The organism is Microvirga yunnanensis (assembly GCF_025460875.1).
In genome coordinates this window covers 37,416-50,893 of record NZ_JAMXFI010000026.1, presented here as the reverse complement: position 1 = coordinate 50,893, position 13,478 = coordinate 37,416, and the positions used below count along the sequence as shown (strand labels likewise).

Genomic DNA, 13,478 nt, shown 5'->3' with positions numbered 1-13,478 from the left:
AATCGGCTTTCGTACGCAATTGGAGCAGTGAAGGCAGATGCAGAAGCCAGCTAAGCATTTGTTCAAATTCAATGGCCCAACAGCCTACGCCCTTCAGAACCTTAGGAGTGGCATGATTTATTGCCAGCATTATACCGCCTATAATGATCCGTTTGAATACTGGACAAGAATCTTCGAAGGGATTCCTGATCCAGAATGGGAACCCGAGCGATTCCTCGCGGCAGTAAGGGCTTGGGGATTCGATGTTAGAACAATCGCGCAAGCCAAAGCAGAACCCCTAATTTGGGATAACTTCAGGGCATATTTCGGTGAATGCCAGCACTATGTGCCGCCGTTTGAGGTGATGCGGCAGGGGATGCGTATAGCCTGCTTTGGTTCTGAGCAGAACGATCTGCTAATGTGGTCCCACTATGGCGATGGCCTCCGTGGTTTTTGCATCGTGTTCGACGAGAACTTGATCGCTGACGTTGAGCCAAAGGGCTATCTTCTCGACGTCGCCTATCTGGAAGCGCCCCCGAAGGTAGACAGCTTCGTTTACGGAATTGCGTGGGATCAAGACTGGTACAGTCAGACAGCGATTGACGAGACCAATGTCGCGATCAAATACCAAGGCAAGATGGGACTGCGAGAAGAATTGCAGATGTATGAAGAAGCTGGTGCGAATGCACTTAGGACGATGCGAGATATCTGGCAGCAGGTATTTGCCACCAAGCCTACTGAATGGAGCTATGAGAGAGAGCGACGTCTTCTGGTGCAGACTGAAAAGACAGACGACACACCTGTCTTTCGGAGATATCCTCATGAAGCTGTCAAGGAAGTTATTCTCGGAGAACGTATGCCAGAAGCTTACAGGTCCGAGGTTTTGGCCGTTTTGAAAACGAGCTACGCTGGGGTTCGAGTGAAGACTGCACATAGGGCACAAGGCATCTATACACTGATTATTGATTGAGCCTCACTCGCTGTCGCCGATTCTTTCAAGGACTGGACCTGCCCCCACATGTGATCCATGGTCTACGCAACTTTTCGGGCTTGGTGAGTTTGTTGGGTGATGGCAATCTGCTCCTCGCTATACCGAGTCTTCTTCACGGCACTGACCCTTCTCAGGGTTCAAAATGCCCAGAAAAGTTGGTTTGGACATGGATCAATTCAATGGGTCAGGATTACGTTGCCCGACCGTGGTCACTGGCAGTTCTGCGATTGATTCGCGAACGTGGAGAGTTGACGAAGCTAGCAAAAGCTTTGGCTCGTTGCCAGGTGATGGGCAACCTTGGTCTTTCAACGTCGGCCGTGTGACACGTTCGGGAGCGTTCCTCTCCCGATTGCTCGAGGCTGGTGTTGATGTCCGGTTCTGTGATCTGCCTCAGATCGAAGGGCCTACAGGCCGGTTCATCCTGCAACAAATGGTAGCGGTGGCGGAGCTGGAGGCCGGGTAGATCGGGGATCGCACCCGTAACGCATTGGCTAGTTAGCGAGCTTGGTATGAAGGCTTGACTGATGAGCAACAGGCAGCGCTGGCTGCGAATGGCAAGAGCATTCGCCGTGGCAACCCTGGCAATCTGAAGAATGCTGAAGCTGGCCGGATGAATGGCTGGGCCGTGAGGGCTAAGATTGCTAACAGTTGCACCTCAGACCCGCTTCCGATCATCGAGGAGCTGAAGGGCTCTGGGGCTGTTTCGCTCCAGCAGATTGCAGCAGGCCTGAATGCTAAGAGGATCAAGACGGCGCAGGGTGGCGAGTGGAGCGCCGTGCAGATGCAGCGGGTGATGGAGTGCGCTACCTGAGCTTACGGCGCCCTCAGTCCCAGGACAAAGCAACTAAAAGAGAAAGCGCCATTTAGGCGCTTTCTCTCATTCTCGATCACTCAGAACGGAGGCGAGTTGTGGCTTAGCGAAGCTCCCAGATGCCTGTGCTGCCGATCTTTCTGAGCTGGCCCCTATCCTGGAGTCTCTGTGCCGCCCATCTCATGTCATACTGCCAAGTATAGAACAGATCACCGCTGCGACGAAGATCGCTCTCATGATTATCCCAGATGTCTTTCGCCACTTCTGTGATGCGCGCCCTTCCTCCTCGTGTTTTCAGCGAGTTATAAACCCAAGGTTCAAGATCTGACTTGCCTGCCACTTGACTGTCTCCTGCTCGTTCTATCCTTGCCTCAAAGGGAGTCCCAGATAGCAACTGTGCTTTTCGGGGATTTGCTTTAGCGTCGCGGATTGTTGACGCGACACTTCTTTCGGTTGTCTTTGCTGAAGGAAATTTAATCCTAACCAAGCTTGCAATGTCCCGATACGAGGTTTCGGGATGCTGAACCACAAGTGAGAGGATCTCCCGCTCGATTGGTCGAAGACTCGCAAATGGATCATCTTGTGCCGGTTCCCCAAGGTCCCCGTCCAGATCACCCTCCAACGCAGTGATTAGGAGACTCAGTTGCTCTTGGATTTCCCGCAGCCTCTGTACGATAGCGCGGCTGTTCAGGGCTCTCTCCTTTGCTGTTGCTTCCAATGAGATTATGGGTAGATACCATATCGGTTGCAAGGGGAAATGTGGGTTCTACCCACGTTGGATATGGGGTGACAGAGCGCGTGGCGCGGTACCATCAAGAGCGGCCTAACCAAGAGACCTTGAGCTTGACGGGATCTTGATCTGCTTGCGATCCAAGCCAGCTGCTGGCTTTTTGCCAGCCATACGACTCCTGCTCTCGAGGACGATATCAAGTCTGATGTGCTCATTCTCAGGCACTGGATTGACTCGGAGGCAGTACACTCGAGGCTGTTGCAGCCTGATCATCGAGAGGATCTCATCGGGACCATCCGCTTGGCGCATAACCGAGATCAGATCAGCAAAAGCATGCAAAGTTGGTGGAGGTCTTCACGCCTAGGATCGAGTAAGGGTGATGCCGGAGACCATACGCGGGCAGGGCGGCAGCGGGGCTGGGGGGCCTTGTGAGATGGATTGCAAGAGCTTGAAAACGGCGGGGCTGTCGGCAAGCAGTCCCACCATCCCACATATCAGAGCCTGCCCACTCGGCTTACAGTACGGCGTCTGCTGAGGGACCTTGAGGTTGGCTACCGTCTCTACGTGAAGAGGCTTCCAAGTCGCCCTGACATCGTAATGAAGGAGCGAAAGAAGATCATTGAGGTAAGGGGCTGCTATTGGCATAGGCACCCTGAAGCCGGTTCGCGTACACCCCCAAGAGCCGTCAGGAGTTCTGGGATACGAAGTTCGAGGCCAATGTCAGCCGTAATCGGAATAACGAAAAGACTCTACGTAACAGTGGATGGGACCTACTCACGGTCTGGGAGTGCGAAGCCTCTGACGCTAATGTGCTACGTGCGAGGCTCGCAGAGTTCGTAGGCGTGAGTGAGGATTTACGTGAAGCCGGTCGGAAAAGGTGTCATCGGAAGTAAGCTGGCAAGGCTACAGTCGGGTGAACCCCCGCGGGTCCTTGATCTGTTTGCCGGATGCGGCGGCATCTCCTTGGGCTTCCAAGCCGCCGGGTTCCGCGTAGACGCGGCGGTCGAGATCGACGAGATCGCGGCGCGTACTCACGCCATGAACTTCCACGGAGACCTCGCCGAAGCAGCTTTCGAGCAGCACGCGCGTCCCCGTGACATCACCTCCATTGAGCCCGACGAGATTGCATCAGAACTGGGCCTTGGAGACGTGGAGAATGCGTTCGATGTCGTAGTAGGTGGTCCGCCCTGTCAAGCTTACGCCCGAGTTGGCCGGGCGAAGCTCCGAGAAGTCGCCGACCATCCCTCGGCCTTCAAGGTGGACCCGCGAGGAAACCTGTATCTTCGTTACCTCCACTACGTCCGAGCCACGAAGCCTCTCGCCATCCTCGTGGAAAATGTTCCTGATGCGCTGAATTATGGCGGGCACAACGTCATGGGGGAAATCGCCGAGGTGCTAGACGATCTCGGGTATGTGGCGCGCTACAGCCTCATCAATACTGCTTTTCACGCGGTTCCGCAGATGCGCGACCGCGTCTTCCTTGTGGCCGTACACAAGGACCTTGGCACCGGTATTGAGTTCCCAAAGGCATCCCGGCACCTGACGCTGCCATCAGGGTACGAGGGTACTCGTTCGGTGGCGCTGAAGTTACTGGACCTTTTTGCTGAAGGCCATTTCGTGGAGGCCGATCACGGCACACCGGACCTGCCTGGACCCGTTACATGCGAGGAGGCGCTCGGAGATCTTCCACCAATCACCCTTCACCTTGAAGGCAAGTTGCGGCGTGGTGCTCGCCGGTTCGATCAGCCCATACCCTATCCGAAGCGCCGGAAAATTTCGCAGTATGCGCGAGCGATGCGAGATTGGCCGGGGTTCGAGGCTCCTGCAGACGGGCTTCGAGATCACGTTATCAGGTATCTGCCCAGAGACGGAGCGATCTTCAGCGCCATGCCGCACGGGGCTGAGTATCCGGCAGCCCACGCGACCGCAGTGAGGCTCTGGGAAGAGCATGTGAAGTCGCTTGAGCATTCGGGGAAACGTCTTTCCGAGAAGGAGAAGCTTAATCTCCACCGAGCGATGGTCCCACCATATCCGGTGGGGAGTTTCCCGAACAGGTGGTGGAAGCTCCGCCCCGACTTCCCATCACGCACGCTGATGGCGCACATTGGCAAGGATACCTACTCGCACATCCACTACGATAGCCAGCAGGCTCGTGTGATCAGCGTACGTGAGGCTGCGAGACTCCAGAGCTTCCCGGATGGATTCATTTTCTGCGGAACGATGAACCCAGCTTATCGTCAGATCGGGAACGCCGTTCCGCCGCTCATGGCGATGAGATTGGCAGATCAGATTATGCTTGCACTGCGCGCAGCCACTGCTGGTGGCGCAGCCATGCGAGTCGCCGTGGCTGCTGAATGATCACTCCTCGTTCTCGTCCTCTTCATCTGGGACCTCGATGAGAGCCGGATCGGACCACATGCCGAAGCGCTCTGGCGAGATCGTGTAGCTATCCGGGATAATGCCCTCGCCGAGCGAGGAAACCGCATCCGTCACGGTTTGTGCGAACGGGCGGATGTCCTTGCTGATCTTGAGCTTGGCAGAGCTATCAGCCAAGTCGAAGAGCCGGTACAGGTCCGTACGAATCGCGCCGAGGGCTGCGGCAGCTTCAATCTCCCCCTGGGAAATGTGTAGCGGACGGTCGAACGACGCGCTGGTGGATTTCACTTCGACTCGTACTGTGGTGCCGTCCATTTCCTCGATCTCGAAGTCCCACGGGTTGATCGCGTTCTTCTCGGACATCCAGACGACTGATTTCAAACGTCCTGCGGTTACCTCTTGCTCCAGCCAGGCGTTCAGCAGTTCCTCACCTGCACGTCCCAATGCTTCGGCTTTTCTCCGGGCGTCCTGAAGTGCCTCCGCTGTCATGCGGCGCGGGGAGGGAGCTGATCGAAGTCGCCGCACCGCAGCAGCGGAGCCAACAGATGCTTCTTCAAGCGCTTCATCCAGATCCGTATCCAGGAGTTCCCGGATGGGGTGGTTCGGCGGAGCTGTACTTCTAACGATTTCGGCCAGTACATCCCGGGATATCGGCTTCATGCTCCTGTTGTTGATGGCAGCGAGGACCTCCGACCGCAGTGCCATATCGGTGGGCTCGGCTTGGCTCAGCAACACGATCCACACTGCTGTAGGTACGGCATCGCCCTCGAAGGCCAGGACGGCAACATCATCGGGCTGTAGATCGTGGTAGCGCCCTTGCTCGTCATCGGGATCATCAACGGTCTCCCCGTTGAGCCTCCAGTTCTTCTGCGCCGCAGTCTTTGGGAGAATCTTGCGTGACACAACTTGGGGGATGGACCGTCCGCCCGGTCCGTAGATGGTTACAGGGAGGAGAAACTGCGCAGGAGTTCCGCCCGCGCTGATCCTCGCCGCAACCGCCGGTGCCGCCGGGAAAAGAACGTCCACGAAGACATTTCTGCTGAGGTTCAGCGCTTTCTGATTTCCGACGTTCTGCCGTTGGAAGTGGTACTCGAAAAAAGTCAGGTCTGATCGACGAAGTTTTTTGATGGCGAAAAGCAACGCAGCCCCCGTTGTTGGTCTACCCCGAAGTTTTGCCTGACTCCGGTTCCTTCCGCCATTCCGTAAGTGAAAACTGGTTCTCCTCATAGCTGGGGAGTACTGCGGCTCAGCAGCGGTCTCATTCCCGCGCCGGTCCGAGATGGGTATACCTGTCGAGCACGGCGGCCGAGACACCTTATCGCGCTGGAGCATCAGGCCCAGAAGCGGGTTCTACATTCGGGATCCATCCGATGCTCACTTGCTTGAACGAGCGCATCGTTATTGCAGAAAACCGCGTCCGCTTTTCGGCTCGATGAGCTAGCCGAAAAGCATACGGTAGACGCGCATCCGCGATACCCCAGTGACCCTAGCAGTTCCCCAGTATCTTTCCTTGGCTTTACAGGTCGATGGCGGCGTCGCAGTCAACGCCTCTCTTGCTGCTATAACATCAAGCGGCCTGCGACTGAAGCACACGGGCCTTCTCCGCACAGTTTGCGAGCAAGCTGTCGGCCTCAGTACTTGATAGAGCCTCAAACAGTACACCGCCACCATCGCGGTTGAGCGCGATCATGAAGTCTCGGAAGGTCCGCTCCGTTGCTGTAATCCACGGATAGATGCGCATTGCCCTGATCACAGCTTGTGCCAGAGGTCTGCGGGCTGCCGTACCGATTCGTTCGACAAAGTTGCTGCGGATGTCCGCAGTTTTCAGAATCAGCCTGAGCGCATCCTCGGGATCGTGTGGATCTGCGATTGATGCAATGTGCATGTTCCACCACAGTCTCGACAATGCATTGTCATCGCGGATGCCTGTCCGCCCCGAGGCAAACATGTGAAGCCGGACAGCGACATCAAGCTGTTCTTCCGACTTTCCGGTAAGCCAGCGCGCACGGCTGTAAGCGAAACCTTCAACATGCGTCAAGCGGGTCCAGACACGCTCCTCTCTGGCGAGCGCGGGTGTCATGCCCTTGAGTGCATTATACACAAGCAGAGAGTTCGTGATGTCAGCTTCAGCAGTTCGCGCTGTTCCGTCCAGTGCGGCCAGTGCATCGCTATCGATTTCTACTGAAGCTGTCTCGATTGCCCAGCCGTTCTCACGTTCAAGGTCGAGGAAGTCGCCTGACGAGTACCGGTCGCGGTTTGCCGTTACTTGGGCGCGCAGCTCCAACAGCCTAGCTTCCGACAGGAATTTGAGCGGTTCGGTCGCCATTATTCTCCCTCCCGTACAAGATCTGACAGAGTGCTCGCTGGGCTGCCGAGCAGCATCTGAGCGTTTTCAAGAATCGACGTCTCCGCAGTCGGATCGACACCTTTTGCGTCACACTTGGCTATGAATGGCTGGTACCATCGCCAGCCATCATATTGGCCGAGCCCCCCGCGCAGGCCGTCGAGAACCTCCATCACTGCAGGCAGGTAGACCGCGTTCATCACCACCGGACGGCCCTTGGTCTGCTCCCGCAGCAGACTGATCGTCTCATAGGTCTTCGGCGCAACAAGAATGGTGATACGATCACGCTCCAGCTCTACCTGAATCCTGCCCTCCGGAACGTCGGGGGACCGATCGAGCTCGAAGATGCTTTCGATAGGTGCGAGCTTCGCCTGACCGACACTTATGATGAACTCGTCGCCCACTGCTATGATGTCGCCCTTTTCAAGTGATACCGGGGGAGCGAACTCAGGGTGGATTGTACCAGGGTCCCAGGCGTCGAGCGCATTCTCAAGCCAGACTACGGGGCGCAGTGAGACACGGTTTATCAACGAGCCTGCAGAAAAATCGGTGCGCCCTCCGGGCCAGGTGAGGCGCCGGAGCTCTGTATAATAGGTGTCCTCGCACCGGACAAAGCAGCCCACCGACGCCCGACCGGTAATCACCAAGTCCCTGATTGCCGCCTCTGTCAGTCGGATCTCATAATCAAGGATAAGTGCTCCGGTAGACGGATTCTCATGGGCTTTGAATTCCGCGTCGAATTCGCCGGTCGTGAAATCCCCGGTCACTGGGCTCAGCACAGGATGCGGAAACCTCATATCGTCGGAAAATCTCATGCTCCTGCCTCCGCGGTTTCACGAGTTACAGCGATGATCTCAATCGGGCCATCATAGGAATCCTCAAAGGAGACTGTGACGGAGCAGCGCTCTCCTTCACTGACCTCGAGCTTAACGGCACCTCCCTTGAGAGTGCCGCTGTCCGTCCCTGTCAGGACCAGCTGCTCCGGCGCGTTCACGCCTGTCGCCTGCACGCTCAGCTCAATGCTTCCGCCAGCCTCTGGGCTGAAGTGAAGCACACGTGAGCGCGGCCTACCTGCCGCATCCCGCCGGATGCGGTTACGGACATCCCTCAGCTCAACCACCTCGCGGTCCCCGCGTGCGCCTATACCTCCACTGCCCGACCCAGTTGCTGTACCGGCACCTCCACCGTTGCCGCTCGTCCCCGAGCCTGTCGCACTCCGGCCGCCCTGATGGCCGCCCGCCGGCATCTGGGCCTGCCGCTTCTGTCGCTTGCGGCGGGGAACATCATACGTGTACTTTTCAGGGTCGTTCTCTGCGTCAGGGTCGGACGGCGTGTCCGATTTCCCAGGTTCCGCGAAGAACCGGCCGAGTTCATCAAGGATTACAGCTCCTTCGTGCTTCACACCTGTGGTCTCGCGGATTAGGTCACGCAGCTGTTTCCCAAGCTTCCGCATGGCGGCTTCAGCTGCCCCGCGCTTTGCCGGGTCTGAAATCCGTTGCGCCGAAAAACCGTCATGTGCCGGATTTTCGAGCTTTTTCAGCAGTCTGCCGGCACCATCATCTACGGGCTCCACGAGAACGACGAAGTCGCGTGACCCCGGGAAGCGCGCCAGCGCCTGCCCGAAATGCTTTAGGCTGTCCGTGATGAGCATGCCGTTTCTGATGAAACCGACACGCCGCGGCATACCTTCTTCGATGAGAATCCGGACCCGCATCTGTCCGAGACCGGAAATATTGAGAATCTGCTCGTCGGCATTCGCCGATACGAGACAGCGGTAAAGCTGCTCAGCGAACTCGAGGTCTGAGAGATGCCCCGACCTATCTGCGGCTGCCCGGATATCCTCTCGTGAGAGCAGGCCCTCGAGCGTGTTGCGGTTGATATGGATCTTTCCGGATGCCACCTCGAAGATCATTTCCTCGCGGTGTACTGCGCAGAAGAAATTAGAGACCAGAGAATACGTCATCCTCTCTGCCCAGTCGTCCGTCTCCCGGAAGCCCATGCAGAAGATAGAGGTGCCGGTCTCGGTCCGGCTCATCCAAGCGGGGACCAGCGTACCGTCGGTAACTGCACGGAACTTGTCCGGATTGCCCCAGTAGCCGGTGGCACGGCGTGGAACGCCACCGGCATCAGTGTGCGAGACAAGTTTCACCTTGCCTTGTGCGGCAAAGATCCCTTCAGCGCTGTCCGGATCCTCGTAAACAGTTGAATAGAAAACCGTCTGCAGGTCCGATACAGCAAAGGAGGCATTCTTGCCGATCCCGAAGGAGCCACCGGATGTAGGGCTCTCCTTTGTGCTCACCCCTGTCGCCTTGAGCAGGGAGTGGAACGGGGTTCCTAGGCGGTCAGAGGGGCCTGTCAGCCCCTTTGTATTGTAATCAGCGATAGCCAGCACTGGGATCTGCGGGCTGTTCATGACTGCGCAGGCATTCGTGAAGAACTCGGCATCCTTCTCCTGCTCTGCGGCTGCGGCACAGGCTATGAGCGTGTCTCTCAAACGGTCGTAACAGGGAAAGTCGCTATGCGGGACCTGAAACAGGTTGAATGTCATGCGGACAGGAAGCTTCTCAGCAGCGTCGCGTGAATTCTGACCGGCCTCGCGGGCACAGCTGGCGTAAGGAGCGTCCCTGAAGGTTTCGATGCCGGCGTCGCCTAAACCTTCCTCTTCGCCCGCTTCGTTCTTCAGAAATTCAAGGACCGGCTTTGTCATTCCATCCCTCTCCTCTGACTAGAGACACGCAGCGCATGCGGCTCAAAGCTTAAAATCCGCGGATCCGCTGCTGTCACTCTCTCCGAACCGTGACTTGGCGAGCTCGAGCTCGCGGTGCAGCGCCCGGAAAATTTTCTTAATGTCCTCGTCTGTGAAACTGTAGGCGGCTCGATTGGACAGGTTTCCAATGAGACGAATGTCCTTGAGGGCGCGGTTAACCCGCCCCTCTGCAAGCCTCACGAAGTTCGCTCTCTTCTCATCCATGTGCAACATTTACGCTCCCTGCGCAACATTTTCTATATGTACGAACAAGGACGCGCATAATTTTGACGTGTTTGATATGAGGAGCTCATTTATGTCCCCTTTGCTTCCAGATCAGCAGCATGTTGACCCTATGCCAAAGGCGGGCACGCTTGGCTAAAAGGGGAGATCGAAACCCGCTCGGAGACGTCAACCCAGTGGTCGGAGCGGCTGTAGGGCAGGACTTGGGTCGTGTGATAGCTGGCGCGGGTTGAGCCTGTCCGGACCGATCTGCTGGCTCGATGCCGCGTCCGCCTTGCTATTATGTTTCATGCGTTCCGCCGCATGTCACCCTCGGCAGCGGCGCTGTCAGTGTTCGCATTGATGTGTTTGAGATGAACAGGAGCGGCTGGAGCGAGGGTAAAGGTATCTGCTAGCTTTTCGGCAAAAGGGCGCTGGGCGCCGATCTCCAAGTTGTTGACTGCAGCTGGAACACCATTCCTGATCAGCCCAATCCGTTTGGCAGCTCACATGGGCTCAGGTGCGCACGGATATGAGTCCATGGGACGTCAAGTCAGGAACGCAGCATGGCGCCGGCTGGTTCATCCCGAGGGTTAACCAATGTATCTCGGCCGACTTGGCCTGTTCTTCAGAGCGCGGGCATGAGCGGCATCGGCTCGTAATCTTGTATTAAGGAGTAGAGATGGTGGATCGTATCTCAAAAAGCCGGCGGAGCGAGAATATGCGGCGCATCCGATCCCGGGATACGCAGCCTGAGCTAGCGGTGCGCAAGGCTCTAACCGCGTTGAAGGTCCGATATCGCATCCACTATCGCCAGCTACCAGGAACTCCTGATATTGCTATTCCCCGGTTGAAGCTGGCGATCAATGTTCATGGCTGCTTCTGGCACAGACATCCAGGCTGCCCAGACGCTACGATGCCCAAGACCAACACCGAGTTCTGGGAGACGAAGTTCAGCCGGAATGTGGAGCGGGATGCAAGGAAGCGGGAGCAGCTGGAGGCTCTCGGATGGAGAGAGCTTGTGATCTGGGAGTGTGAAACGGAGCACCCGGAAGAGCTGCGGGAGCAGCTTTCGGCTACGATTAACGCGTATTCACAGGAAATGAACGCGTAATAATTGAAGATATTTGATACTTGCGGGGCCGCACCGTACACAGACTCTGGGGACTGAGGGAAGTCGAATGCGGGACGCAGATCTCAAGTTTAAAGAGCTTGCGGAGAAGCGCGTTCGCCGCGCCGCTAAGGAGCTTCAGCTCATAGGGAATCTCGGGAATCGTAGCAATTACCGATACGAGGAAGAGGACGTCCGCAAAATTTTCGCCTATCTGGAACGGGCGCTGCGGGAAGCGAAACGGCGGTTCGAAGTCAGTTCAAGAAATCGCGAGACCGACGAGTTTTCGCTGTAGAGATGGGGGATGCAGTTGCAGCTTGAATGGATTTTTGATCGTGCGGGCCCGTCCGGTCAGAAGACAGGCGGTAAGCCGGTCGACCAGATTGTCGGCAACAAGATTTCTTCTTTGGCGCGTGAAGTAACGCAGAACATCAGAGATCAGTGGCTGCGTAACGGGACACCGGCCCAAGCTCGTTTCTCGTTCATCCGACTATCCGGGCGGCAGAAGACCTCCTTTCTTAAGGCTATGAACTGGGAGGAGCTGGCTGGGCATATCGATGGTGCTGTCGAGGCCGGTGGCCGGTCCCCGATCTCAATCCAGCTGAGAGATGCCGCGGATTCGATCCGGTCTGAAGATCTTCTCCTTCTCAGGATCGATGATTTTAATACGCGTGGCCTGCTCGGGGGGGAGGACGAGGACGGCACCAATTTCGTCAATCTCTGTAAGAACGACTATATCACACCCGAAACCGGTGGGCGGGGTGGCAGTTATGGTCTCGGCAAGGGCGTACTTCACCGGTTCTCTTCAGTCTCGACAGTTCTGTACTCATCGTGGATTGACGGTCCTGTCGACGGTGAGCCTACCGAGGGGCTGCGGCTCTTCGGGCGTACCCAGCTGATTAGTCACGCGGTCGGTTCAAAGCGCTACAATCCGTCCGGCTGGTTCGGTGAGCGGAGGGCTATCAGAGGTGCCGGAGCCCGCGCTGAGTCCGTTTGGGGGCAGACAGCGCTCTGCCGCCGTCTTCATCTGGATCGGGATCCTGCGGATGGCACCGGAACATCAATTCTGATTGTGGGATTCTTTGATGCCGCCAGCGGGTCGAATGCTCAGCCCGACCCCTCAGTGGCTGCAGAAGCGCTGAAGACCGAGATCGAGAAGTGGTTCTGGCCGAGTATCTCGGTCACCCCCGCGTCCCTTGAGGTCGAGATCCGTGTGATCTCCAATGGCCGTATCCTTCAGTCCGAGATAGTTGATCCCGCTGCGCGCTGGGCTCATTTCATCCGGGCGTACGAGGGGCGGGCAACATCACCCACGGCTGAAGCAGAACGCCAGCTCGCTGAGGGGCGGATCGCAATCAGTGTGCCCGAGCGGCGCGTTCCGCCGGCACATAGAGGTTTCCAAGGATCTGCTGCACTGCGGGTTGCGCGGGTTCCGGAAAGCATGCGCGGGCAGCTTGATGAGCTCGATCGCGTTGCGCTGGTGCGCGGCTTCGGAATGGTTGTGAAATACCTTAAACCGAAGAACCGGCCGCTGAGCACTCTACCGTTTGCGGCAGTTCTGAAGGCCGGCACTGCCTCCGGCTCAGGGCCTGATTACCAGTATGTTGAGGAGTTCCTGCGTGCGTGTGAGCCGCCCCTGCACGACGAATGGGTTCACGACACGGACAGTGTCCGCGCCAGTTACAAGGCCGGTGCCCGACAGTCTCTCCAGGCGCTGCACACGCAGATATCCGATCGTATTGTTGACCTGTGCGGCATACCGGATTCAGCCAAGCAGCCGGGGCCTGCGCTCTTGAGCCGGCTGCTGCCATTCGGGCGCTCGGGTAAGCCAAGTGATCAGAAACGCGCCATCGTCATCCGGGATGTCGACGCCGTTCTCGAAGCATCCGGATGGCGGATCAGGGGGCGTGTTCTGAACGCAAAAGCCGGTGCAGCGGACTGGGAGTGCTCTCTTGTCTTCTTTCTTGATGCCGAGCAGGGACGCGGTGAAACCCTTGCTTTCACGCAGCTGGATCTGTCGTCCGGGACGGTGGTGGAGCTGACGCCATTCGGGAAAATTCGAGTCCCGGCTGATGAAAAGGAAATCGAGTTCGAGGGGGTTCTGGATACCGCGGGGTATTCACTGACTGAACTCAAGCGCATCAGACTCAGATACGGGTCATAGAAGA

General features: G+C 57.2%; 13 protein-coding genes. 7 read left to right on the top strand and 6 right to left on the bottom strand.

Translation table 11 applies throughout. The features are described 5' to 3' along the window. The first annotated feature begins 37 nt into the window (after nt 1–37). The gene (locus NF876_RS15025; protein WP_262269603.1) at nt 38–949 is read left to right on the top strand and encodes a DUF2971 domain-containing protein; all 912 of its coding nucleotides are present in this window, start codon (nt 38–40) and stop codon (nt 947–949) included. 538 nt (nt 950–1,487) lie between these two features. Next, on the top strand, nt 1,488–1,781 hold the full coding sequence (locus NF876_RS15020; RefSeq protein WP_262269602.1) for a recombinase family protein: 294 nt from the start codon (nt 1,488–1,490) through the stop codon (nt 1,779–1,781). A gap of 103 nt (nt 1,782–1,884) precedes the next feature. On the opposite strand, the gene NF876_RS15015 is transcribed toward NF876_RS15020, so the two are convergent. Then, complete coding sequence (locus NF876_RS15015) at nt 1,885–2,121, bottom strand: hypothetical protein (protein ID WP_262269601.1); 237 nt, start codon at nt 2,119–2,121, stop codon at nt 1,885–1,887. 828 nt (nt 2,122–2,949) lie between these two features. On the opposite strand from NF876_RS15015, the gene NF876_RS43445 reads away from it, so the two are divergent. Both NF876_RS43445 and NF876_RS15010 read left to right on the top strand, forming a co-directional pair. After that, nucleotides 2,950–3,351, top strand: a complete 402-nt coding sequence (locus tag NF876_RS43445; RefSeq protein ID WP_373696667.1) for a hypothetical protein — start codon at nt 2,950–2,952, stop codon at nt 3,349–3,351. An 18-nt stretch (nt 3,352–3,369) separates the two neighbouring features. Next, the gene (locus NF876_RS15010; RefSeq protein ID WP_262269600.1) at nt 3,370–4,869 is read left to right on the top strand and encodes a DNA cytosine methyltransferase; all 1,500 of its coding nucleotides are present in this window, start codon (nt 3,370–3,372) and stop codon (nt 4,867–4,869) included. Here NF876_RS15010 and NF876_RS15005 read toward each other — a convergent pair whose 3' ends face one another. The 5 genes from NF876_RS15005 to NF876_RS14985 all read right to left on the bottom strand — a co-directional run bounded on the left by NF876_RS15005 (nt 4,870) and on the right by NF876_RS14985 (nt 10,202). Beyond that, nucleotides 4,870–6,027 (bottom strand): protein NO VEIN domain-containing protein, encoded by a 1,158-nt coding sequence (locus NF876_RS15005; protein ID WP_262269599.1) that lies wholly within the window; start codon nt 6,025–6,027, stop codon nt 4,870–4,872. A gap of 427 nt (nt 6,028–6,454) precedes the next feature. Then, nucleotides 6,455–7,213, bottom strand: a complete 759-nt coding sequence (locus NF876_RS15000; RefSeq protein ID WP_262269598.1) for a DUF6339 family protein — start codon at nt 7,211–7,213, stop codon at nt 6,455–6,457. Continuing rightward, the gene (locus NF876_RS14995) at nt 7,213–8,046 is read right to left on the bottom strand and encodes a hypothetical protein (protein WP_262269597.1); all 834 of its coding nucleotides are present in this window, start codon (nt 8,044–8,046) and stop codon (nt 7,213–7,215) included. The genes NF876_RS15000 and NF876_RS14995 overlap by 1 nt, the downstream gene beginning before the upstream one ends. Further along, nucleotides 8,043–9,938 (bottom strand): hypothetical protein, encoded by a 1,896-nt coding sequence (locus tag NF876_RS14990; RefSeq protein ID WP_262269596.1) that lies wholly within the window; start codon nt 9,936–9,938, stop codon nt 8,043–8,045. The genes NF876_RS14995 and NF876_RS14990 overlap by 4 nt, the downstream gene beginning before the upstream one ends. A gap of 42 nt (nt 9,939–9,980) precedes the next feature. Then, nucleotides 9,981–10,202, bottom strand: a complete 222-nt coding sequence (locus NF876_RS14985) for a hypothetical protein (protein WP_262269595.1) — start codon at nt 10,200–10,202, stop codon at nt 9,981–9,983. A 679-nt stretch (nt 10,203–10,881) separates the two neighbouring features. Here NF876_RS14985 and NF876_RS14980 point away from each other — a divergent pair. The 3 genes from NF876_RS14980 (at nt 10,882) to NF876_RS14970 (ending at nt 13,474) form a co-directional block, all read left to right on the top strand. Then, nucleotides 10,882–11,313 (top strand): very short patch repair endonuclease, encoded by a 432-nt coding sequence (locus NF876_RS14980; protein ID WP_262269594.1) that lies wholly within the window; start codon nt 10,882–10,884, stop codon nt 11,311–11,313. 67 nt (nt 11,314–11,380) lie between these two features. Next, entirely contained in the window at nt 11,381–11,605 is a 225-nt protein-coding gene (locus NF876_RS14975) for a hypothetical protein (protein ID WP_262269593.1), read from the top strand. Nucleotides 11,606–11,614: 9 nt separating this feature from the next. Beyond that, on the top strand, nt 11,615–13,474 hold the full coding sequence (locus tag NF876_RS14970; RefSeq protein ID WP_262269592.1) for a hypothetical protein: 1,860 nt from the start codon (nt 11,615–11,617) through the stop codon (nt 13,472–13,474). Nucleotides 13,475–13,478: the final 4 nt, after the last annotated feature.

Coding starts and splice junctions, on each gene's coding strand:
- NF876_RS15025 (WP_262269603.1), top strand. CDS start 38: ATGCAGAAGCCAGCTAAGCATTTGTTCAAATTCAATGGCCCAACAGCC.
- NF876_RS15000 (WP_262269598.1), bottom strand. CDS start 7,213: ATGGCGACCGAACCGCTCAAATTCCTGTCGGAAGCTAGGCTGTTGGAG.
- NF876_RS14995 (WP_262269597.1), bottom strand. CDS start 8,046: ATGAGATTTTCCGACGATATGAGGTTTCCGCATCCTGTGCTGAGCCCA.
- NF876_RS14990 (WP_262269596.1), bottom strand. CDS start 9,938: ATGACAAAGCCGGTCCTTGAATTTCTGAAGAACGAAGCGGGCGAAGAG.
- NF876_RS14985 (WP_262269595.1), bottom strand. CDS start 10,202: ATGGATGAGAAGAGAGCGAACTTCGTGAGGCTTGCAGAGGGGCGGGTT.
- NF876_RS14980 (WP_262269594.1), top strand. CDS start 10,882: ATGGTGGATCGTATCTCAAAAAGCCGGCGGAGCGAGAATATGCGGCGC.
- NF876_RS14975 (WP_262269593.1), top strand. CDS start 11,381: ATGCGGGACGCAGATCTCAAGTTTAAAGAGCTTGCGGAGAAGCGCGTT.
- NF876_RS14970 (WP_262269592.1), top strand. CDS start 11,615: ATGCAGTTGCAGCTTGAATGGATTTTTGATCGTGCGGGCCCGTCCGGT.